Annotated in this window: 18 protein-coding genes and 3 pseudogenes; 10 read left to right on the top strand and 11 right to left on the bottom strand. The window is 71.1% G+C overall.

Annotated elements, in window-relative coordinates; all coding sequences use genetic code 11:
• Nucleotides 1–7 precede the first annotated feature (7 nt).
• On the bottom strand, nucleotides 8–2,131 hold the full coding sequence (locus AC3EN4_RS28485; RefSeq protein WP_435209285.1) for a DUF1800 domain-containing protein: 2,124 nt from the start codon (nucleotides 2,129–2,131) through the stop codon (nucleotides 8–10).
• Nucleotides 2,132–2,561: 430 nt separating this feature from the next.
• Here AC3EN4_RS28485 and AC3EN4_RS28490 point away from each other — a divergent pair, with 430 nt between their 5' ends.
• Nucleotides 2,562–2,819 (top strand): DUF3040 domain-containing protein, encoded by a 258-nt coding sequence (locus tag AC3EN4_RS28490; RefSeq protein WP_422736250.1) that lies wholly within the window; start codon nucleotides 2,562–2,564, stop codon nucleotides 2,817–2,819.
• A 4-nt stretch (nucleotides 2,820–2,823) separates the two neighbouring features.
• On the opposite strand, the gene AC3EN4_RS28495 is transcribed toward AC3EN4_RS28490, so the two are convergent.
• From AC3EN4_RS28495 to AC3EN4_RS28505, 3 genes and pseudogenes are all read right to left on the bottom strand, one after another.
• The gene (locus tag AC3EN4_RS28495) at nucleotides 2,824–3,723 is read right to left on the bottom strand and encodes an SWIM zinc finger family protein (RefSeq protein WP_435209287.1); all 900 of its coding nucleotides are present in this window, start codon (nucleotides 3,721–3,723) and stop codon (nucleotides 2,824–2,826) included.
• Nucleotides 3,720–6,206, bottom strand: a pseudogene (locus AC3EN4_RS28500) (DEAD/DEAH box helicase); the annotation flags it as partial. The gene AC3EN4_RS28495 and the pseudogene AC3EN4_RS28500, both read right to left, overlap by 4 nt.
• A 113-nt stretch (nucleotides 6,207–6,319) precedes the next feature.
• Nucleotides 6,320–7,082 (bottom strand): annotated as a pseudogene (locus tag AC3EN4_RS28505) (hypothetical protein); the annotation flags it as partial.
• Between the two features lie 155 nt (nucleotides 7,083–7,237).
• Between AC3EN4_RS28505 and AC3EN4_RS28510 the strand changes: the two are divergent.
• On the top strand, nucleotides 7,238–8,113 hold the full coding sequence (locus AC3EN4_RS28510) for a carbohydrate kinase family protein (RefSeq protein WP_435209288.1): 876 nt from the start codon (nucleotides 7,238–7,240) through the stop codon (nucleotides 8,111–8,113).
• 10 nt (nucleotides 8,114–8,123) lie between these two features.
• On the opposite strand, the gene AC3EN4_RS28515 is transcribed toward AC3EN4_RS28510, so the two are convergent.
• The gene (locus AC3EN4_RS28515) at nucleotides 8,124–8,645 is read right to left on the bottom strand and encodes a DinB family protein (protein WP_435209290.1); all 522 of its coding nucleotides are present in this window, start codon (nucleotides 8,643–8,645) and stop codon (nucleotides 8,124–8,126) included.
• A gap of 82 nt (nucleotides 8,646–8,727) precedes the next feature.
• On the opposite strand from AC3EN4_RS28515, the gene AC3EN4_RS28520 reads away from it, so the two are divergent.
• Complete coding sequence (locus AC3EN4_RS28520) at nucleotides 8,728–8,934, top strand: hypothetical protein (RefSeq protein WP_435209291.1); 207 nt, start codon at nucleotides 8,728–8,730, stop codon at nucleotides 8,932–8,934.
• 7 nt (nucleotides 8,935–8,941) lie between these two features.
• Here the strand turns inward: AC3EN4_RS28520 and AC3EN4_RS28525 are convergent, their stop codons facing one another.
• A complete protein-coding gene (locus AC3EN4_RS28525) occupies nucleotides 8,942–10,084 on the bottom strand; it encodes a polysaccharide pyruvyl transferase family protein (RefSeq protein ID WP_435209293.1) in 1,143 nt (380 codons plus the stop codon).
• Nucleotides 10,085–10,147: 63 nt separating this feature from the next.
• Nucleotides 10,148–10,627: a GNAT family N-acetyltransferase gene (locus AC3EN4_RS28530; protein ID WP_435209294.1), complete on the bottom strand. Its 480-nt coding sequence runs from the start codon at nucleotides 10,625–10,627 to the stop codon at nucleotides 10,148–10,150.
• Between the two features lie 215 nt (nucleotides 10,628–10,842).
• Between AC3EN4_RS28530 and AC3EN4_RS28535 the strand changes: the two genes are divergently transcribed.
• Nucleotides 10,843–11,778 (top strand): aminoglycoside phosphotransferase family protein, encoded by a 936-nt coding sequence (locus tag AC3EN4_RS28535; RefSeq protein ID WP_435209314.1) that lies wholly within the window; start codon nucleotides 10,843–10,845, stop codon nucleotides 11,776–11,778.
• A gap of 12 nt (nucleotides 11,779–11,790) precedes the next feature.
• Here the strand turns inward: AC3EN4_RS28535 and AC3EN4_RS28540 are convergent, their stop codons facing one another.
• Both AC3EN4_RS28540 and AC3EN4_RS28545 read right to left on the bottom strand, forming a co-directional pair.
• Nucleotides 11,791–12,420 carry an HAD-IA family hydrolase gene (locus tag AC3EN4_RS28540; protein ID WP_435209296.1) on the bottom strand — a complete coding sequence of 210 codons (630 nt, stop codon included), beginning with the start codon at nucleotides 12,418–12,420 and terminating at the stop codon, nucleotides 11,791–11,793.
• 41 nt (nucleotides 12,421–12,461) lie between these two features.
• A complete protein-coding gene (locus AC3EN4_RS28545) occupies nucleotides 12,462–13,010 on the bottom strand; it encodes a hypothetical protein (RefSeq protein WP_435209297.1) in 549 nt (182 codons plus the stop codon).
• Nucleotides 13,011–13,318: 308 nt separating this feature from the next.
• On the opposite strand from AC3EN4_RS28545, the gene AC3EN4_RS28550 reads away from it, so the two are divergent.
• Nucleotides 13,319–14,191 (top strand): class I SAM-dependent methyltransferase, encoded by an 873-nt coding sequence (locus tag AC3EN4_RS28550; protein ID WP_435209298.1) that lies wholly within the window; start codon nucleotides 13,319–13,321, stop codon nucleotides 14,189–14,191.
• Between the two features lie 136 nt (nucleotides 14,192–14,327).
• On the top strand, nucleotides 14,328–15,773 hold the full coding sequence (locus AC3EN4_RS28555; RefSeq protein ID WP_435209299.1) for an RICIN domain-containing protein: 1,446 nt from the start codon (nucleotides 14,328–14,330) through the stop codon (nucleotides 15,771–15,773).
• 80 nt (nucleotides 15,774–15,853) lie between these two features.
• Here AC3EN4_RS28555 and AC3EN4_RS28560 read toward each other — a convergent pair whose 3' ends face one another.
• On the bottom strand, nucleotides 15,854–16,027 hold the full coding sequence (locus AC3EN4_RS28560; RefSeq protein WP_435209301.1) for a hypothetical protein: 174 nt from the start codon (nucleotides 16,025–16,027) through the stop codon (nucleotides 15,854–15,856).
• A complete protein-coding gene (locus AC3EN4_RS28565) occupies nucleotides 16,024–16,242 on the bottom strand; it encodes a hypothetical protein (protein WP_435209303.1) in 219 nt (72 codons plus the stop codon). The genes AC3EN4_RS28560 and AC3EN4_RS28565 overlap by 4 nt, the downstream gene beginning before the upstream one ends.
• A gap of 580 nt (nucleotides 16,243–16,822) precedes the next feature.
• Here AC3EN4_RS28565 and AC3EN4_RS28570 point away from each other — a divergent pair.
• The 4 genes and pseudogenes from AC3EN4_RS28570 to AC3EN4_RS28585 all read left to right on the top strand — a co-directional run bounded on the left by AC3EN4_RS28570 (nucleotide 16,823) and on the right by AC3EN4_RS28585 (nucleotide 20,374).
• A pseudogene (locus tag AC3EN4_RS28570) lies at nucleotides 16,823–17,949 on the top strand (helix-turn-helix domain-containing protein).
• Nucleotides 17,946–18,521: an HD domain-containing protein gene (locus AC3EN4_RS28575; RefSeq protein WP_435209305.1), complete on the top strand. Its 576-nt coding sequence runs from the start codon at nucleotides 17,946–17,948 to the stop codon at nucleotides 18,519–18,521. The pseudogene AC3EN4_RS28570 and the gene AC3EN4_RS28575 overlap by 4 nt, the downstream one beginning before the upstream one ends.
• A gap of 292 nt (nucleotides 18,522–18,813) precedes the next feature.
• Nucleotides 18,814–19,266, top strand: coding sequence for a DUF6082 family protein (locus tag AC3EN4_RS28580; RefSeq protein WP_435209307.1), 453 nt, complete (start codon nucleotides 18,814–18,816; stop codon nucleotides 19,264–19,266).
• A 631-nt stretch (nucleotides 19,267–19,897) separates the two neighbouring features.
• A complete protein-coding gene (locus tag AC3EN4_RS28585; protein ID WP_435209309.1) occupies nucleotides 19,898–20,374 on the top strand; it encodes a hypothetical protein in 477 nt (158 codons plus the stop codon).
• Nucleotides 20,375–20,691: the final 317 nt, after the last annotated feature.

The raw sequence follows: 20,691 nt of genomic DNA on the forward strand, positions 1-20,691 counted from the left end.
GGGTGCCTCACCGGAGGTGGTGCTGGGGGGAAGCGAGGATCGCCCGCGCGACGGCGGTGATGGCCCCGTTGAACGTGGCGTCGACCTTGGCGGTCGCCGCCACACCGGCCACGCCGAGGATGAGGTTCTTCTCCCGGGTGCTCAGCTTCTGGCCCACGAGCCGCAGGGACAGCGCGTCCACGTACGCCCCGGCGGTGGCCGGCGCCTTGACCAGCTTCTCGGGCGCGGTGTACGTGAAGACGGTGCGGTAACCGGCCACGATCTCGCCGGCCTCGTTCCAGCCGTTGACCATCGTGCCCGCCGAGGTCCACGCGACGTAGACGTCGGGGTACCCGTCCGGGGTGGGCTGACCCATCGGGTACTGGCCCAGCTCGCGCAGCTTGTCGTGGATCTGCCGCAGGCCCCGGGCAAACGGGGTGCGCTTGTTGTCGCCGTTGTTGTTCTTCGGCGACGCCTCGGGCGAGACACCCAGGGTGCGGTACGTGGCGACCAGGTACTCCATCGGCCGGCGGACCTTCTGCCCCACCGCCGCCCAGAACTCGGACGAGCTGAACAGCGTCATCAGCACCGGCTTGATCATGCCGTTGTTGCTGCTGTACGTCTTGGCCAGCCGGTCCACCAGGGACTTCGGCGGGGTGTCCGAGACGAACCGGGTGGCGAGGCTCTGCGCCACGTACTTCGCGGTCGAGGGGTGCAGCGCGATGTAGGTGATGTACTTGTCGATCGCCGCGTCCACGGCGGCGATCTCCTTGGCCGTCGGGTTGTTGACGTCCTTGATGCTGAACGTGTTGGCGTGGGTGAAGCCGAGGATCTTCACCTTGCCCATGTAGTGCTGGTTGACACGCAGGACGTACTGGCCCTTGTCGTCGACGCCACGGCCGGTCTGGAGCATGGCGGCCTGCCGGACGTCACCCTCCTTGTAGCCGCCGTCGACGCCGACCGAGTACAGCTCGAGGTTCTCCCGGGCGAGGTTCTCGTTGATGGCGTCCTTGCGGGAGTCCTTCTGGTTCAGGTAGATCAGCAGCGCGGGGTGCTTGTTCGCCGCCACCAGCATCTCGGGGTAGCTGCCCAGCGCGTGCTTGCGCACCACGTCCTTGTCGAACGAGGTCCGGTAGACCTCACCACCGTCGAAGTCGGCGGCGACGTGCAGGAAGTCGTTCCAGAAGTCGACCATCACCTCGAAGAGCTGACGCTTCGACCAGATCTGCCGGGCCAGGGTGGCGTCGACCACCTCCCGCTCCGGCTGGGCGCCCATGTCGTTGAGCTTGTCCCGCTGGTCCCGCAACTGCTGCACGGAGAGCGACTGGGTGGGCAGCTCGGAGAGCTTCAGCTCGGCCTTGCTCGGCTCGATCTTGTCCGGGTCGAGCTGCGACCGGATCCACGCGTCGATGCCCTGCTTCTTGATGTCGGCGACCACCGCGGGCGTCGCACCGAAGGTGGCCCGCCGGGCCAGGTGCAGGATCGGGTCCTTGGCGAGCACGGTCTTGACGGTCACCTCGGTCGCCGCGGCGGCCGCGGCCGGACCGGAGAAGGTACGGCCACCGGCGGGCGCGTTCTTCTTCAGCGCCTCGCCGGCCCGCGAGCCCATGTAGCTCTCGTTCTGCTCGGTGTAGGTACGCACCGTGCTGGGCTGCTGGCCGCTGGGGCGCGCCGCGGTCCCGTCGGTCACCGTGTTGCCGGTCGCGTCGGCCGCCGCCTCGTCACCGAAGAGGTCGCGGAACTGCGGGGTCATGGCGAGCGCCGCGCCACCGGCCACGACGGCGGCGGTGCCACCGATGGCGGCCATCGCCTTGCGTCGGCCGACCTTGCGGCCCGGCTCGTCGTCATCGTCCAGAGTGGGCAGTCCGGCGCCGGCCGGGCGGGCCGGGGCGGGACGACCGAGGCCCTCCGGGCCGACCCACTGCGGCCCACGCGGGCCGGGGGCGGGCTGCGCGTTGTACGCGTATCCGTCGACGTACTGCTCGCGCGGGTCGCCCTGCGCCGGGTAGCCGCCCTGGTAGGGGTGGGGCGAGTCGTATCCGTACGACCCGGACGCGGAGGGGTCGCCGTACGTGTCCGGGGTGTGCTGCTGGCGTCCGTCCCAGCCGCGGTCGTCCCGCGGTCGACGTGGTGGCACATTCTGGTCGGCCATGTACCAATCCCGATTTCTGATGAGCGCCGGAAAGCTGCGACCGGGCAGGTGCGGCAGGTGCGGCGACTGTTGCCTGAGGGGGTTGCTACGGCAAGGTAACCAAGCGCTCAGGTGCCTTCAAGGTGGGCCGAACACGCCCGTGGGGGCACTTAAGACAGCCCTCACCACGGCATTCGTGGTCGGCGGGCAACGTGAGTCGGGCTCCGACCTTCTCAGCAGGGCCGACGCGCGGCAGCCGGGTACGGATCGGACCGCGCCGCCGTACGCGCCACGTTCACCGCTGTTCACCACCACAGGCAAACTTAAGGTTCGGATAAGCCGGACGTGAGGTGCTCTCACGCTGGGGAAAAGTAGGACGAGCAGGAGCGTGAGCCGCCGTCGCAGCGGGTATGCCGCCGAACCGCTGAACGCGTGAGGGGAAGGCAGCGCCATGCTCAGCAAAGAGGATCAGCGCAGGTTCGACCAGATCACCCGTCAGCTCCGGGAGAGCGACCCGGCGTTCTTCGCCCGGCTCGACCATCGGGTCCGGGCCCGTCGGGGCCGTTATCTGATGTTGTTGACCATCCTGCTGTGGGCGTCGCTCCCGGCGATGGCCGTGTTCGCCGGACGGCTGGCCGGTGCGATCTGCGCGGTGGTGCTGGTGGCCAACGCGGCGATCATGTGGCGGTTCCGCCGCCGCTGGACGTGACGGTTCACCCCGGGCCGAAGGCCCGGTACGCGCGGCGCAGCCGTTCCAGCAGGCCCGGGCCACCGATGGCCGGCGCCGGCGGACCGAGCTGGCGCAGCAGGAGATCCGGCCCGGTCGCCAGTCGAGGTGGCCGGTCGGGCAGCGGCACGGGCGCCGTCCAGAACCGGTCCACCGCGTCCGTGACGGGCGTGCCGGCCAGCCCGGCGAGCGCCCGGGACGCGCCGGCCGGTGGCAGAACGTCGACCGCCGACGGGCCCGGGTCCACGATGGAGACCGGCGCGGGCGACGCCGGTGCGCCGGTCGCCTCGGCGCGGCGGGCGCGCAGCCGGTCCAGCAGGTCCGCACGGGACCGACCCCGCCAGTGCAGCAGCTCGAACGGGTCTGCGTCGAACGCCTCGGCGAGCAGGTAGAACGTGGCCGCGAGGTGCTTGCACGGCACCGCGAAGTCGGGGCAGTTGCAGCGCTGCGTCAGCTCGTCCACGGCGGCGGGGAAGAGCGGGGCGCCCGCCGCGGCGAACAGCTCCTCCAGCTCGTCGGGCAGGTCCCCGGCGAGCAGGCGGGCGCTGAAGAACGCCTGCCCGGCCAACTCGTCCTCGATCCGGGACCAGAGCGCCTCCGGGAACGCCGCCAACGCGATGGAGACCTCGTACGGCCGGGGTCGGGAGCCCTGCACCTGGGCGGTGACCCGGCCCGGCGTGACGTCGAGGCGGAGCACCTGACCGGCCCGCGCGTACGACCGGCCCCGGGTCAGTCGGGTGCCGAGCGCGAACGACTCCAGCACCTCCAGGAAGCGCCGGGACCACCAGGACCGACCGATCGCGCCCCGGGTGCTACGCGCCTTCAGACCCCCGTCGACCTTGCGCGGACGGCCGTAGTCGGCGAACCGGTCGCTCCGCTCGCTCACTCCACCACCGCCCCGGCCTCCAGTGCGAACAGGTCCCGGAGCTGACCCGTGGACAGCTCGGTGATCCACTGCTCGCCGGTGCCGACCACCCGCTCGGCGAGGCTGCGCTTGTCCGCGATCAACGCGGCCACCTTCTCCTCGACCGTGCCCGCGCAGACGAACTTGCGGACCTGCACGCGTCGCCGCTGCCCGATCCGGAACGCCCGGTCGGTGGCCTGGTCCTCCACCGCCGGGTTCCACCACCGGTCCACGTGCACCACGTGGTTGGCGGCGGTCAGGGTGAGGCCGGTGCCACCGGCCTTGAGGGAGAGCACGAACAGCGGCGGACCGTCGGCGGACTGGAACCGCTGCACCAGGGCGTCCCGCTCGGCCTTGCCGACGCCACCGTGCAGGAACAGCACCTCCCGGCCGAACCGGGCCGACAGGTGGCCGCGCAGCATCGCGCCGAACTCGGCGTACTGGGTGAACAGCAGCGCCCGCTCCCCCGCCGCCAGCACCTCCTCCAGGATCTCGGTGAGCCGGGCCAGCTTGCCCGAGCGCCCGTCCAGCGGGGAACCGTCGCGCAGCAACTGGGCCGGGTGGTTGCAGACCTGCTTGAGCCGGGTCATGGTGGCCAGCACCAGTCCCCGTCGCTCGATGCCGTCGCTGGTCTCGATCCGGGCGAGCATGTCGTCGACCACCACCTGGTACAGGGCGGCCTGCTCGGCGGTGAGGTTGCAGACCACCTCCATCTCCAGCTTCTCCGGCAGGTCCGAGATGATCGACGAGTCGGTCTTGAGCCGGCGCAGCACGAACGGGCCGGTGATCCGACGCAGCCGCTCGGCGGCCTCGGCGTCACCGTGGCGCTCGATCGGCTCGGCGAACTTCTTGCGGAACGTCGCCGCCGGGCCGAGCAACCCCGGATTGGCGAACTGCATGATCGACCAGAGGTCGGCGAGCCGGTTCTCCACCGGCGTACCGGTCACCGCCACCCGCTGCCGGGCGGGCAGCGCGCGGACCGCCTCGGCCTGCCGGGTGGAGGCGTTCTTGATCGCCTGCGCCTCGTCCACCACCACCCGGTGCCAGTCGATGCCGGCCAGGTCGACGGCGTCCCGGGCGGCCACCGAGTAGGTGGTCAGGACCAGGTCCGCGCCGTGCGCGGCCGTGGTGAACTCCGCCCCCCGCGCGCGCTCCGCGCCATGGTGTACGTGCACCCGCAGTCCCGGGGTGAACTTCGCCGCCTCCCGCTGCCAGTTGCCGACCAGCGACATCGGACAGACCAGGAGTGTCGGCCCGGCGTCCGGCGGGTCTCCGGCGAGCAGCGCGAGCAACTGCACGGTCTTGCCCAGCCCCATGTCGTCGGCGAGCACCCCGCCGAGCCCCAACGACCGCAGGAAGGCCAGCCAGGCCAACCCCCGCTGCTGGTACGGCCGCAGCGTGCCGGCGAATCCCGGCGGTGGGTCGAGCGGGGTGAGTCGGTGCTCGACCGCCCCGGCGAGCAGGTCACCCAGCGCGCCGTCGGCGCTCACCTCCAGCACCGGCAGCGCCCCGGTGTCCTCGCCGTCGGTGAGCCCGAGCCGCAGCAGGTCGGCGACGGTCAGCTCGCCGGCCGAGCGGAGCAGGCGCAGACCGGCCGCGAGCCGCCCCGGGTCCAGCTCCACCCACCGGCCGCGCAGCCGTACCAGCGGGGTCTTCAGCTCGGCCAGCGCCGCCAACTCCTCGGCCGACAGCGGCTGGTCGCCGAGCGCGATCTCCCAGCGGTAGTCGACGAGCGCGTCCAACCCGACGCCGGCCTCGGTGCCGGCCACCGTGCCGGGCGCGGTACGGCTGCGGGCGCGCAGCCGAGCGCCGAGCCGCGCCGACGGACGCTGCCACCACGAGGGCAGCAGCACCCCGAACCCGGCGGCGTGCAGCACCGGCGCGCCCTCGCTGAGGAACCGGTGCGCGCCCTCGATGTCCAACTCCATCGCCTCGGGGGCGGCGGTGCGCAGTGCGGCGTCCAGGTCCGGCCAGAGCCGGCTGGCCCGGCCCAACTCGGCCAGCAGGGTCTCCTGCGGGCTGCCCGTCCGACCGGCCAGCGGGTCCGACGTGTCCGCCCGCCAGACCTCGGCGGCGTCGATGTGCAGGCCCGGCTCGTCGGCGGCCTGCAACCCGAACTCCAACCGCCAGCGGGCGGTGTCGGTCGAGGTGACCGGCGTTGGGATGTCGCCGGGCGTACGGGTGGCCAGGATCGGTTCGGTGACCTCGTCGGGGGCCGGCTCGACCAGCCGGAAGCTGGCCCGTACCGCCCCGCCGGCCGCGTCGCGCTGCCACTCGTCCAGCTCGGTACGCAGCAGGTCCAGCGCCGCCTGCTCGACGGTGAAGTCGCGGTGGGGCCCGGCCAACGCGGCCAGCCAGGCCGGCGCGGGCCCGGTCGGGCGCACTCCCCGGCCCAGGGTGGTGCTCGCGAGGGCGGCCCGTGCGGCGGCGTCGGTGAGCGCGTCGAGCGCGTCCGCCACCAGGTCGGCGGCGGTCAGCTCGCCGTCGCCGTCGTCGGTCACCGAGGACTCCCCCACCTCGGCGGGCACCCCAGCAGGGGCAGCCGCCGACAGCGCGACGGAAGCGACAGCGGGGACTGCGGCGGCGCGGGCCGCCGGTGGCAGGGCAAGGGCCAGCGACCGGGCCCAAGCGGCGTCGGTGCCGGTCAGCAGCGGACGCCACGCCGCCCGCGCGATCACCCGAGCCGCCCGCTCATCGACCGAACGCGCCGCGCCGGCACCAGCCCGGTCGGCAGCCGCCGGGTCGGCACCCGCCGGGTCAGCACCAGCCGGGTCAGCACCAGCCGGGTCGGCACCCGCCGGGTCGGCACCCATCGAGTCGGCGGCGGCCCAGGCGGCACGGTCCAGGTCGGCGGCGGCCGTGGTGGTCGTGTCGATCGGGGCGCTCACGCCGGGCAGGACGCGGCCCCGGACCACCAGGTCGGCGGCGAAGTCGGCCAGCTCGGCGAGGTGGCGCAGGGTCGCCCCGCACACCACCGGGAGATCGTCCAGGGCGCGGAGCAGGGGCAGGGCGTCGTCCGGGGCGTACCCCAGGGTGGGCACCCGCCACGCGGCGAGGGTGGGCCGGCCGCGGACCGGGGGTGCGACGGTGGTCCGGATCAGCTCGGGTGAGTCGGTCGGCGCGCCCGCCCGGGTGGGCAGGGTGAGCAGCGCGGTGGCCGGGCGGGCCGGCTCGGCGGCGTCGGCGAGGGCCGCGACCAGGTCGGCGTGCCCGGCGGCGAACGGGTGCGGGCGCTCCCGGGGAGGCCGCCCGGAACGCGCGACGGCCACCGGCGCCGCACTGTCCTCGGCCCACACGGCGAGCCCGGAGCCGGGCAACCACAGCCCGTGGATGACCAGCACGTACTCCCCCTCGTCGCCGCCCCGGCCCAGGATAGGCGGCCCGGCGCGACAACCCCGCGCCGATCTTGCGGTTGCTGTTGTCGAGATGCGTGGTAATGCCCGTTACGTCGGGACAGAAAGTGCAAGATCGACGAGTCGGGGGCTAGCGTCGCAACATGGTCGATCTTCTGGTGCTGGGTGGGTTGGGGGTGGATGTGCGGGTTCGGGTGCCCGCGCTTCCGCTGCCGGCCGCCGACTCGCACACCGTCGAGCCAATCGAGCTGCGGATCGGCAACACCGGGGCCGGGGTGGCGCTGGCCGGTCGGGCGCTCGGGCTGCGGGTACGGGTGGTCGACACCCTCGGCACGGACCCGGCCGGCGACGTGGTGCGGACGGCACTGGCCCGGGCCGGGGTGCCGGCGGTGCTGGCCGAGGACGGGGGCGGCACCCGGCGATCGGTGAACCTGGTGGACCCGGGCGGTGCACGCACCTCCCTGTACGACCCGCGCCCGTGGCGCGGCGGCGACCCGCCGTTCTCGCCGACCCAGCTGGCCGAGCTGGTCGCGGACGCCCGGCACGTCCACGTCTCGATCATGGACTGGTCGGTGCCGCTGCTGCCCGCGGTGCGGGCCGCGCTCGCGCCGGGCGTGTCGCTCTCCACCGACCTGCACGACTGGGACGGCACCAACCCGTACCACCGTCCGTTCGCCGAGGCCGCCGACCTGGTCCTGGTCAGCGGGGTACGACTGGCCGACCGGGCCGGGACGCTCGCCGACGCGCTGACGCCCCGGACCGTGGTCGTGACCCGGGGCGCGGACGGCGCGGAGCTGTTCCCGGGCGACGGCACCCGGTTGCCGGTGCCGGCCGCCCCGCCGCCGGGGTCGGTGGTGGACAGCAACGGGGCGGGCGACGCCTTCGCCGCCGGGCTGATCGCCGGCCGGCTGCGGGGTGAGCCGCTGACGCAGGCGGCCCGGTACGCGGCACGGGTCGCCGCGGCGGCCTGCACCCACGACGGCATGGAGTACCCGTCGGGCCTGCTACCTGTCCACTGACCTGCCGTGCTCAGACGGCGCCGGTCGAGCCGTCGGTCAGTTCGCGCAGGATGTCGGCGTGGCCGGCGTGCCGGGCGGTCTCCTCGATGAGGTGGACCAGGATCCAGCGCACCGACACCTCGCCGAGCTGCGGGTGCGGCACCACGTGGTCGAGGTCGAAGCGCGCGACGACCGCCCGGGACCGCGCACAGGCCCGCTCGTACGCCTCGACGAGCCCGTCGACCGTGTCCCGCTCGTCGAGGGTGAAGCTCGCCACCGCGTCCTCCTCCGAACGGAGGTAGACGTCGCCCGGCTCGGGGGCCAGCAGCACCGGGAACCAGTTCCGCTCGACCAGGGTCAGGTGCTTGACCAGCCCGGCGAGCGTGGTCGCGGAGGGCACCAGCCGACGGGCGGCCTCGTCGTCGGACAGACCCCGCACCTTGCGCAACACCACCGCGCGGTGGAGGTCGAGGAACGACTCCAGGACGGCGCGCTCGTCGCCGACGCGGGCGAGCACCGGGCCGAGCGTCGGATCGATGGTCTGCTCTGCCATCCGCCGACACTAACCACGCGGCCGGTTCCGCGCTGCCCCGCATCCCGCTGCGAGGTGGCCGCACGACAGGCAGGATGGGCGCATGGCTTCATCCGTGCAGATTCCCCTCGTCGGCGGCACGGCGGACGGGCAGACCGTGACCGTCGAGCTGGACACCAACGGCCGCCCGCCGCTCACCCACCACCACCTCGGTCCCGGTGGGCTGGCCGAGGCGCAGATCTACGAGTTGGAAGCCGCCCGCGAGGAGGCCCGCGAGTGGCGTTACCGCTGGACCGGCCCGGCGGTGTGACCGCCGGTCAGGCCCGGGTGAGGGTCTGACTGCGCAGTTGGTCCAGCACCCCACGGGTGACCTCGGAGGTTCCCCGGGCCTGCTCGCACACCTCGGCGACCCGCCGGGCGGTGGCCTCGGCGCGCTGCTCGCGTTCGTCCCACAGGCGGTCGACCTCGGCCAGCAGCGGCCCCTCCACCTCCCGTTCCACGCCTCGCAGCGCCGGCACACCGAGCCGCTGGGCCAGGTCGAAGACCTTTCCGGCGTACGGCAACGGCAGGAACGGCGTACCCACCATCGCCGCGAAGATCAGGAAGTGCAGGCGCATGCCGACGGCCAGGTCGAAGTGGCGCATCAGCCCGAGCACCTGCTCCGGCGAGTAGCTGCCGTGCAGGATCCGCCCCCGCTCGGCGGCGACCATGTGCGACAGCACCCCGTGCGAGTGCCGGATGTCGTCGCGTTCCATCGGCACGAACAGCACGTACGCGTCGATCCGGTGCACCAGGAAGTCACCGATCTGGGCCAGCAGCCGGTGGTACCCGTCGACGTCGAGGCGTTCGGCGGCCCGCCCCGGCTCGCGCACGCTGATCCCGACCAGCCGCTTGCCGACCGGCACCCCCTCCTCGGCCAGCAGGTGGGCCGGGAAGTCGGCCGGCTGCAACAGGAACGCCGGGTCGGCGGTGACCGTGATCGGGTTGAGCAGTCCCGCCTCCTCCAGGACCATCCGGGACTCCTGGTCCCGGACGGTCACCTGGGTCGCGCCGGCCAACGTCTCGCGGACCATGCCGGTGTCGACCGCGTCGCTGAGCGGCCCGACCCCCACCGCGTACGTGATCAGCGGCAGTCCGCGTTCCTGGGCGACCCGGACGACCCGCAGGTATCGGCGGGCCTCCCGGTCGTAGAGGATCCCACCGCCGCCGAGGATCAGCAGGTCGAGCTGGGCCAGCACCAACGCCGAGTCGGTACGGCTGACGCCCTCCCACGGCACCGCCTCGACGTCCGGGTGGGCGGCCCGGGTGTGTTCCGGGTGACGGGAGAAGACGATGATCCGGGCGTTCGGCTCCTGCGTGCGGAGATCGGTGAGCAGGCCGGTGAGGATCGCCTCGTCGCCGAGGTTCCGGCCGCCGTACGAGCCGAGCACACCGATGGTCAGTCCGGCGCCATGCGTCATCCGTCGCTCCTCCCCAGGTGCGGTCCGCGCGGGTTTCCCGCTGGGCGGGTGAACACTCCCGGTTCAGCGCGGCGGGTCGATTCGCTTCGCCATCTGCTGCGACCTGACCTCGAAGCCCAGACTCCGGTAGAGGCCGATCGCCACGGTGTTCGTGCCGAAGACGTTCAACCCCAGCTCGGGTACGCCGAGTTCCGCCAGTTCGGCCTCGATGAGCTGGATCATCCGCCGTGCGTGGCCGCGTCCCCGGTGCTCCGGATGTACCTCGATGTTGTAGATCCACGCCTGTCGGGTGTCGGCGTTCGCCGGCAGGCCCACCCAGATCCAGCCGACCTCGGCGTCGTCGACCCGCGCCACCCGCAGCAGCACCCGCTCGGTGGCCGCGCCGGCCGGCAGCAGTTCGCGGAGCTGCTCGGCCGACCGCTCCCGGGCCGCCTCCGGCGTCATGCTCCGGTGCGCGGCCAGGTCCTCGGCGTAACCGACCTCCAGCGGCTCCCGCAGCCGGGCCAGTTCCCGCTCGGTCATCGGCGTCAGCGTCAACTCCACCGCGGCCTCCCTCTCCCCCTCGATCGAATCCCGCCACCAGTCCACCACGCCCACCCCGTCCGGCCCCCGGCCCCCGGCCCCCGGCCCCCGGCCCGGTGATCATGAGGTGAGCGGGAGAGTTGGTCTATTCGACGCACGCCAACCTCATGATCGACGGGGTGGGTGCGGCGGGAATCGGGTTGTCGCAGGAGTGGGTCGGGCCGCACCGTGAGCGGATGGCGCAGGGGACAGCGACGCGGATCGGTTGGGGTGACCTGCCGGCGGCGGTCCGGTCCGCGGTGGAGGGCATCATCGGTGACCGGGTGGTCGAGGCGGTGTCCCAGTCGGGCGGTTACTCGCCGGGCACCGCCGACCGGATTCGCACAGCCGGCGGGCGGCGAGCGTTCGTGAAGGCGGTCAACCCGGCGTTGAACCCGGACAGTCCGGTCATGCACCGCGCCGAGGCGCGCATCGCCGGGGCACTCCCGGCGACCGCGCCGACGCCTCGCCTGCTGGGTTGCCACGACGACGGCGACTGGGTGGCGCTGGTCTTCTCCGACGTGGACGGCCGGCACCCGGCAACCCCGTGGCGGTCCGACGAGCTGACCCGCGTCCTCGGCGCCCTGGAGGCGATGGCCGTCGCGCTCACCCCGAGCCCCGTCGCGCACGTGCCGACCGCCGCCGACCTGCTGGCCCGGGACTTCGCGGGCTGGCACCGGATCGCCGCCGACCCGCCGCCACGGCTCGACCCATGGGCCCGCACCCACCTCGACGAACTGCGCGCGGCCGCCGACGAGGGCGTCGCCGCGCTGACCGGGGACACCCTCTGCCACGTCGACGTACGGGCCGACAACCTGCTGCTCGACGCCGCCGGCAGGGTGACCGTGGTCGACTGGCCGTGGGCCTGCCGGGGCCCCGCCTGGCTGGACACGGCGCTGCTGCTGGTGAACGTACGGCTGCACGGCGGGCACGACACCGAGGCGATGCTGCGCCGGCTGCCGCTCACCGCCGACGTCGACCCCGCCGCGATCACCGGCGTGTACGCCGGGCTGGCCGGCTTCTTCACCGACAGCGCCCGCCGACCGCCGCCCCCCGGCATCCCGACGGTACGGGCGTTCCAGCAGGCCCAGGCCGACGCCCTGCTCCCCTGGCTGGCCCAGCGCCTGCCCTGACCCCTCGGCCGGTCAGCGTGCCGTGGCCGACCCCGACAACCCGTACGTGAGCTGCGTCAGGTCGACCAGCCGCAGGTCGCCGTCGAGTCCCTTGAGCGCGGCCGTCATCGCGCCGGCCGCTCGCCCGGCCTGCAACCCGACCTCGGCGTCCTCGACGACCAGACAGCGCCCCGGTGGCACGTCGAGCAGCGCGGCGGCGCGCAGGTAGCCGTCCGGGGCCGGTTTGCCCTCGTCGACGTCCTCCACCGTCACCAACACCTGTGGCGCGATGCCGGCGGCACCGAGCCGGGCCTCGGCCAGCCGCACGTCGGCGCTGGTCACCACCGCCCAGGGCATCCCCAACCGGGCCAACGTCGACAGCAGCTCAAGGGCACCCGGGGTGGCGGTCACGTCGGACAGGTCGTCGTACTGCAACGCCAACTGCCGGGCCGCCGCCACGGCGACCGCCGCGTCGTCGAGCGCGGGAAGGAGCCGGCGGATCGTCTGGTCGGCAGGTCTGCCGTGCGCGATCGAGAGTGCCGCCGCCGGTTCGACGGCGTACTCGGACGCCCACCGCTCCCAGGCCCGCTCGACGGCGGCGTCGGAGTCGACCAGGGTGCCGTCCATGTCGAAGAGCACCGCGCCGATGTCGGACAGATCCACCTGACCACCCCCTGTCCCGCCCGAGCATAGGGGGCGGCCGGTCACCCCTCGCGGTCGACCGCGGGGCGCGCGGCGTCGACGAACGCCACGCGGCGGTCCGTGCGTACCTCGATGGCCGCGAGCCAGCGCTCCCGGTGCCGGTCGCGCAGCGACGCCGCCGCGTCGCCCGGCTCGGCCGCGAGCCGGCGCTGCTCGGCGTACTCCGTCGTCAGGCTGACCACCACCGACCGGCCCGCCGCCGCGACGTCCGCCGGGCCCTGGAGCAACACAAGGTTGTACGCCTCGTCCACGGCCCGCATCGCCGCGTACGTCTCGTCGTAGCCGGGCGCTCCCGCGTCCGCGCCCGGCTCGACCCACCGCCGGTCCAGCCGCCGGTACGCCGCGTCGCAGGCGCCGAGGAACCCGACATACGCGTCCCGCCGCAGCTCCTCGCGGCGGGTCGCGGCCCGGTCGGCGCTCTCCTGCCGGGCGATGGTGAGCTGGTGGGCGAGCTGCCGACGGGTGCTGCGGGCGGCGATCAGCCCGGTCAGGGCGGCGGCGGCCAACGTGGACAGTGACGTGATCAGCGCGATGGCGACGGTGTCCGGCACCCGCCCATTCTGGCGGTGCCCCGCGTGGCCCTGTCGCCGTGGGCGGCGCTCAGCGGGCCCCGGCTGAGCGGGGCACGCCACCGCACGGGCTGTCGGTCAGCGGCGGTTGCGCTTGCGGAGTACGGCCCAGACGCCGCCGGCGACTGCCGCCGTGAACGGCAGCAGGCAGCAGAGGCTGAGGACGGCAAGGTGCCACGGTTTGATCGCGCCCATAGCCGCGAAGGCTATCGGGTGCGGTCAAATGGTTCCGCGTGGCGGTACCGTCGGCACGCAGAGCCGGCGCCGGGACACGGACGGGAGCGCGAGCGATGTCGGGAACGCGATCCGCGAGCCGTACCGCGGTGCTCGTCTGTCAGGGCCGCGCGGCGGCGGACGGCCTGGTCGCTCCCGGCCGGTTCGCGGACCCGACGGCCATGCGCCTGCTCCGCGCCGACGAGCGCGAGGCCGTCGATTGGGTACGCGACGACGCCGCGCCCCGGTCGTGGCGGCAACGGGTCGACTACGAGACGGTACGGGCCTGCGCCGAGATGATCGTGCCCCGCACGGTGGCGATCGACGACGCCGTACGCGCCCACCACAGCTCGCAGGTGGTGATCCTCGGGGCCGGGCTGGACGGTCGGGCCTGGCGGATGCCGGAGCTCGCGGGCCGGACGGTCTTCGAGGTCGACCAGCCGAGCAGCCAACGCGACAAACGCGAACGCGCCGATGCTCTGCCCGGCGCCCCGCCGACGTTCGTGGCGGTGGACTTCCGCCGTGACCGGCTCGCCGAGGCGCTGGCAGCTGCCGGGCATCGCCCCGACGAGCCGACGACGTGGATCTGGGAGGGCGTCGTGCCGTACCTGACCACGACGGAGGTGTCCACGACGGTCGCCGCGCTCGCCGCCTGCTCGGCCCCGACGAGCCGCCTCGTCGTCAACTTTCAGCTGCCCGGGACGTCCCTGACGCTGGGCCGGCTCGTCGCGCGGATGCTGATGGCGTCCACCGGACGGCGCAGTTTCTGGGCCTCCGAACCGTGGCGCTCGACCTGGACACCGGCCGCCATGGCCGCTCTGCTCGTCCGGCACGGCTTCACGGTCACCGACGACCACGACCTGCTCGACACGGCACGGGCCCTGTCCGTGCCGACCCGCAGGACCACGTCGCTGGCACACAGCCGGGTGATGGTCGCCGACCGGGCGTGAGGCTCGTCCCGCGTCAGTGGACCAACCGGCCCACCAGCCGGCGGATGAGGTCACCAACAGCCAAGATAGATGTACATTGATTGGCGAATCGGTTCGGACGGTGGTGCCGTCGTCCGCCCACGGAAGGACGTACCTAGTGCGACGCAACAGACTGCTTCCATCCCTGGCGGCGGCTCTCACCCTGGTCGGAACGGCGATCGTGGCGGTCAGCACCCTGGCCGCCGCCCCGGCCCAGGCCGCGCCGGTCACGATCCCCAACGGCACGCAGTTCACCGACACCGCCGGCAATCTGGTGCACGCGCACGGTGGTGGGGTGCTCAAGGTCGGCGACTACTACTACTGGTTCGGCGAGAACCGCAACGCCAACAACACGTTCCGGGCGGTCTCCGTCTACCGCTCCACCAACCTGCGCGACTGGGAGTTCCGCAACAACGTGCTGACCCAGTCGTCGGCGGCGGAACTGCAATCGGCAAACATCGAGCGGCCGAAGGTCATCTACAACGCCAGCACCAACCGGTACGTGATGTGGATGCACAAGGAGAACGGCAGTGACTACGGCGAGGCCAGGGCCGCCGTCGCCTCCTCGGCCACCGTGGACGGCACCTACACCTACCACGGCAGCTTCCGGCCGCTGGGCAACATGTCGCGGGACATCACGCTCTACAACGACGGCGGTACCGCCTACATGATCTCGGCCGGCGACGAGAACCGCGACCTGCTCATCTACCGCCTCAGCGCCGACTACCTCACCCCGGCCACGCTGGTCGGCAACTTCTGGAACGACGGCAACCGTGAGGCACCGGCCCTGTTCAAGCGCGGTAGCACCTACTTCCTGCTCACCTCGGGCCTGACCGGCTGGAGCCCGAACCAGGCCAGGTACGCCACGGCGTCCAGCATCTCCGGTCCGTGGAGCGGCATGACCAACGTCGGGGACTCGACCACCTTCCGCTCCCAGTCGGCCTTCGTGCTCCCCATCCAGGGCACGTCGACGACGAGCTACCTCTACATGGGCGACCGCTGGGCCGGCGCCTGGGGTGGGCCGGTCAACGATTCCCAGTACGTGTGGTTGCCGATCGCCTTCCCCACCGCCACGACCATGAGCCTGACCTGGTATCCCACCATCACCATCGATACCGCCGCGGGCACCGTCACCGGAGAGGCGCCGCTCTCCTACCGCATCACCAACCGCAACAGCGGCAAGGTGGTCGACGTGGTGAACATGTCCGTCAGCGACAACGCCGAAGTCAAACAATGGTCCTGGAACGGGGGCGCGAACCAGAAGTGGGAGTTCCGCGATGCCGGTAGCGGCTACTTCCGGATCGTCAACCAGAACAGCGGCAAATGCCTCGACGTCGCCGACGCTTCCACGGCCAACAGCGCCAACATCATCCAGTACACCTGTGGTGGGGGCACCAACCAGCAGTGGCAGTGGGTCGCCGCCGGCACCTACTACCAGCTGCGCGCCCGACACAGCGGCAAGTGCCTGGACGTGGTGAGCAGCGGCACGGCAGACGGCACCGACATCACCCAGTACACCTGCGGCACCGGCGCCAACCAGCAGTGGACCCGCACCCAGTCCTGACACCGCCGTCACGTCAAGACCGCCTTGACGCTCGTACGGACGCTGCGGGGAAAGCGGCCGGTTGCTGCACTTCGCTGCCGTCAGACGGGGCGCTGGATGCGAACCTTGGGGCGCTCGTTCCGGAGGTGGCCGTACTTGTGTTGGCGGACCTGTTCATCCCAGACCGCCTGGTCGTAGTCCGGGTCCGGTGGGATCCACTTGTGCGAGCCGTCGCTGTAGTGGAACTTCTCGTCGCCCGGCCGCAGGATGCTCACCGAAGCCAGCCGAGGAAGCGTCTGTGCAGCGCACCCGCCGGCACCCAGGTCAGATCCTGGGTGGCCCGCACCAGTTGGGCACCTAGGTAGAGCGCCAGGGAGATCGGGGCGTCGTCGAACTCGGCGAGCAGCTCGCGCTGCCGTGTGCGGCAGGGCCAGGGCGCATCGCAGCCGCCGCAGCTCCAGATCGGCAGCACCGGGCCGTGCGTGGTCATGCGCGACCTCCGCGCAGCGCCGCCGTCATCGACCGCGCCCGCCGGCTGGTCGCCCCAGTCCACCTGCCGGCACGGGTACGGCGTGAGCCGCGATCAACACATCCGACAGCCGGTACAAATGTCGTCCTTCCCGGGCAGACACCCGATGAGGATCTTCCCTCGGCCTTGTCGATCACTGCTCCTCCTGGTCAGGCCAGTGCCCCCGGTTGATTGGGATGTGGTGTCGGCTGCGACAGGGCAGTTCCGCCCCGCAGCGGCAGATCCACCTCCACATCGGCCACGACCAGGCTGGGCGGTGGCGTCGTGCCAGGGTCAGCGCGACAGCGGTCAGGTACTCGTCATAGGTCACCCGTCGCCCTGGTGATGTCCTATCCCGCATCGCTGGCTCCCTCCGCCGGGCAGCACTTCACGGCCGACCCCGAACCACGGGACCGGATCTGGAACGTTCGGTAACTGCGACGCTACGATCACGACGGCGTCGCTTGGACTCACCCGCAGTACGACTGAACAGGCGAGATGCGCTTCCGCAGTACGCGTTGCACGGCGGAACGTCGACCACGAGTCAACGTAGGAATGACGCATGAGGGGTCGCGGACGATCTGGGTCAGATCGCGGCGAGGTGACGGGCTACCTGTTCAAGCTGATCCGTGAGTCCATCCCGCTCACCCAGGAGCAGCTTGCCGTCGACCTGGACGTCGATCGCGTGACCGTGCAGAGCTGGGAATCCGGGCGCCGGCCGTTCACCGCGGTACCGCTCGGGCAGGCGATCGCCGTCCGACGCCGGCTCGGACGGATCGGCGCGAACACACTCCTGCTCGCGGCACTTGACGATGCCGCCGAGGCAGATTTCATCCTCTCCGCCGCCTCAGCGATCAGGTGGACCGCTGCGACATCGTGGACCAGCCGCTGGGCTGGTTCGTGCTCACCCACCGTCTGACCGACTTGATCCTCTGGGCTGTCCTCGGGCAGACACCGACCTTCGCCAGGGGGCTCCCCGTCGCCCATCCCCGCCGAGGTCCAGTCGCGTCGGGGCCGACCCTGGCCGTCGACGAGCAACGTGCATTCTTCGCTCACCTTCACGTGCTCGCCGAACGCGCCGCAGCCGGACGACATCGGAACGTGCTGCTGCATCGGCAATCCTGCTTCCTAGCCGGCATGGACCCCACCAAGGCAGCAGCAGGTTGGCTCAACCAGAGCACCGCACGAGCCCATCGCACGATCACCTTCAGCACCTGGTCGCCGCTGTGGCCCGATGCCCGCTCCATCGTCACGTCCCTCGCCAACCAGGGTGACCCGGAACCGTTGCGGGACTTCATCGCTCGGGCCCATCCCGACGACGCCTGCGAGCGCGCGGCCCTCAACTACTCGGCCTACTGGGTCGGCGAGGTCCCCTACCGCCACCGCGACGACTCGTTCATGCCCGGAGCGCTGACTGACTGGCATGGCTCATGCCTTCTTCGGCACCTGGTCCAGCGCCTCGATCCGGGGCATCCCTATGTCGATCTCAACATCCACAACGTCTGGGCTCTGCTGGCCGCACGACGTGGTCTCGCTCTCGACAACCCTGCCGCAATTCGGGCTCTCCTCGATCGCAGTGTCCCGCTCCTGGACAGCGACCGAATCTCCGCGCAGTCGCGGCAGGAACTAATCTCTATCGTCTACAGCCTGCGGGCGGACGGACTCACCGGCACAGGGACGGGTAGATGACCGACGACCACGACGCCGGAGCCATGAGATTCATCTTCGAAGCCGGTGTCCTCAAACGCGCAGCCCGGACCGGCTGGTGGTTCGCCGGCGTCAAGCAACCCGAGTCCATCGCCGAGCACTCCTTCCGAACGGCGCTCATCGGAATGATGCTCGCCGCCATGGAGGGCGCCGATCCGGCCCGGGTATCGATGCTCTGCACCCTGCACGACACCCAGGAAACTCGGATCACCGACATCCCGCACATCGCCAAGCGGTACCTCACCGCACTACCCAACACGGTCGTCACCGCCGACCAGGTAGCCGGCTGTCCACCGCCGGTCGTCGACGTCATCAGGGCCGCAGTCGCCGAGTACGAAGCTGGCGAGACGCTGGACGCTGTCGTCGCTCGTGACGCTGACAAGCTGGAATGCCTCGTCCAAGCGGTCGAGTACCGCCACCAGGGCATCGACAATGTCCAGCGCTGGATCGACAGCTCACGAGCCGCTTTGAAGACGGCCAGCGCCCAGCGCCTCGCCGACGCCGCCCTCAACGGACAGCCCCTCGCCTGGCTCACGCCCCCGCCGCAGGATTAAGCGTTCAACACGGCTGATGATTGGTGGTGGGCGCGGCAGGTTTCGAACCTGCGACCCCTCGCTTGTAAGTTCTGGGCGCTTTGTGCGGTCGGGTAGGCGCCCGTCTGCCACCTCGGCGGTTGATCCGTTGCCGACTCTGCGCATCCGGCGATGTGTCGCCCCGTGGCTGTCGACGCTGCTGTCAACTGCCCACCGGCGTTCATAGCCGGGCCCTCTCCCCGCGCAGCAACGGCTTGTGCCCTAGCCCAGCGTTCGTCGAGGGCCGTTTGCGTGTGCGCCCTACCATGCCGTCATGATTGAGCGCATCGCAGCCGTCGGCTCCACAGCGATCTCAATGATCGCACTCGCTGGCGTAGCTCTTTCTCTCCTGATGCAGCGAAAGCAAACGCGGATTAGCCAAGTGCAGGCTTCACGCACAATGCGCCTTGAACTTGTTAAGCCGGCGCTCGACGACCCAGAGCTCCTGGCCGCGTGGGGCTATCGGGAAGAAACTCCTGCGGCCGAGGCTCGCCTACGCGCATATACGAACCTGGTATTCGCGTACCTACTTACAGCCTTCGACCTTGGCACCATCACGGAGCCAGAGCTTCGCTCGGAAATGAAGCGCAAGTTCGAGAGTGGCAAAATCCGCGACTTCTGGAAGAACTCACGCCAGGCGTACCTAGAGCCATCTTTTCAATCCCGTGAGCGCTTGTTTGCCCGAATAGTAGACGACGCATATAGAGCCGCACTTCGGAACAGGTAGTCTTACCTGGCACAGAGGGTACTGATAGCGAAGCGAACAACGCTCGTCGTAACCCCGGCGAGGGTCGATGATGGCAGAGCTTTCGGCGCAGCTCCGTCCGCTTCCCACGCCCCGACGGCTCCTTGACCCCCAGGCAATCAACACGACGTCCTGACCTGCGGCGGCTGCCGGCTACGCTGAGCCAGATCGTCCACCAGCGTCCAGCGTTGTGCTTCTTGATCGTCACCCACTTAGTCACTCAGGAAGGTGCTCGTGGCCCGGTTCCCGAATGGCGTCGAGCCTGCTCCATCGTGTCTCGGAACGGTGACCCTGCACGAGGATGACTCGACGGAGTGCAGCCGACAAGACTGTCCGGCGACGAGCAGCATCCATTGGGACGTTGAAGCGTGCGAGACGACTGGCTGCACCCGTTGCCCGTCGGGACCGACGTGGAGCCACTGGACGCCTTCGGTGTGAAGGAACCATCGGCGGGCGACGACTTGCGTTGAACGCCCATGCAAGCGGCACGATCGGTCCGTGGGCGTCCCTGGACATCCGACCCTGCTCCTACCGGTCGTCACCCAGTTAGTCACTCGACGAGCTTCGCGTTGCGGTCTGTTGCCTTGCCGCTCCTGTCTGTCATGCTCCCAACATGGGAGTCGACAGTGATTCAGGTGTCCAGAGCGGCGATGCGGCCCCAGCCTTGCGGCCCTCCGGCTGGGTTGCGGCGGCTAGACAAAACGAGAACTTCGCGGTCGGCGGGATGATCGTGCTGTCGTTCGTGACGATAGGCATGCTGATCCTGCACTCGGCCACCTACGCGGTGAACGTCCACAGCCCCGTGGCATTCGGCGGAGCCTTGGTCGGCCTCGCTGCGTCGGCCCTTGCCCTCACCGTGATGATCACAACGTTTGGCAGCTGGCCGACCGGCCGTTGGCGTGTCGTATCCGCCCCCGTACTGCTGGTGGTGCTGTTCTTCGCGCTACTACCGCCGATCACGGCCGGGCACGGATGGTTGACCCTGCTCCTGTTCGTGATCACCACCGTCGGATACGAAGCGGTGCTAGCGACCTGGCTGGTGATCGTTCGACCCTGGACGTGGATACAGAGCCCTCCAACCTGGGGCTGAGGAGCGCGCGGGACGAGCGATGGCGATGCGGGTCAGAGCCGGCTCAAGGGACTCGAACCCCTAACCCGGGTCGTGACGGAGAAGCCAGCCAAGACGGACGTATCGGCGCTCCGACCTGGCTTGCAACCCTCGGCAGTTCTCGACATCTCGCACGTCTTTCCGTTGTCGGCTGTGCCGGATCTGTGCCCGATGATCTTCGATCGTTGCGCAGCATCCGGCATAGGGTCTAACCGCGCTTGGCCTCAGCGCTCAGGGTTTAGGAGTTCCTTGGCCCTGCGCGTCACGTGGCCTTGCTACCTGCTACTGCCACCGCTAGC

The organism is Micromonospora sp. bgisy143, assembly GCF_057708145.1.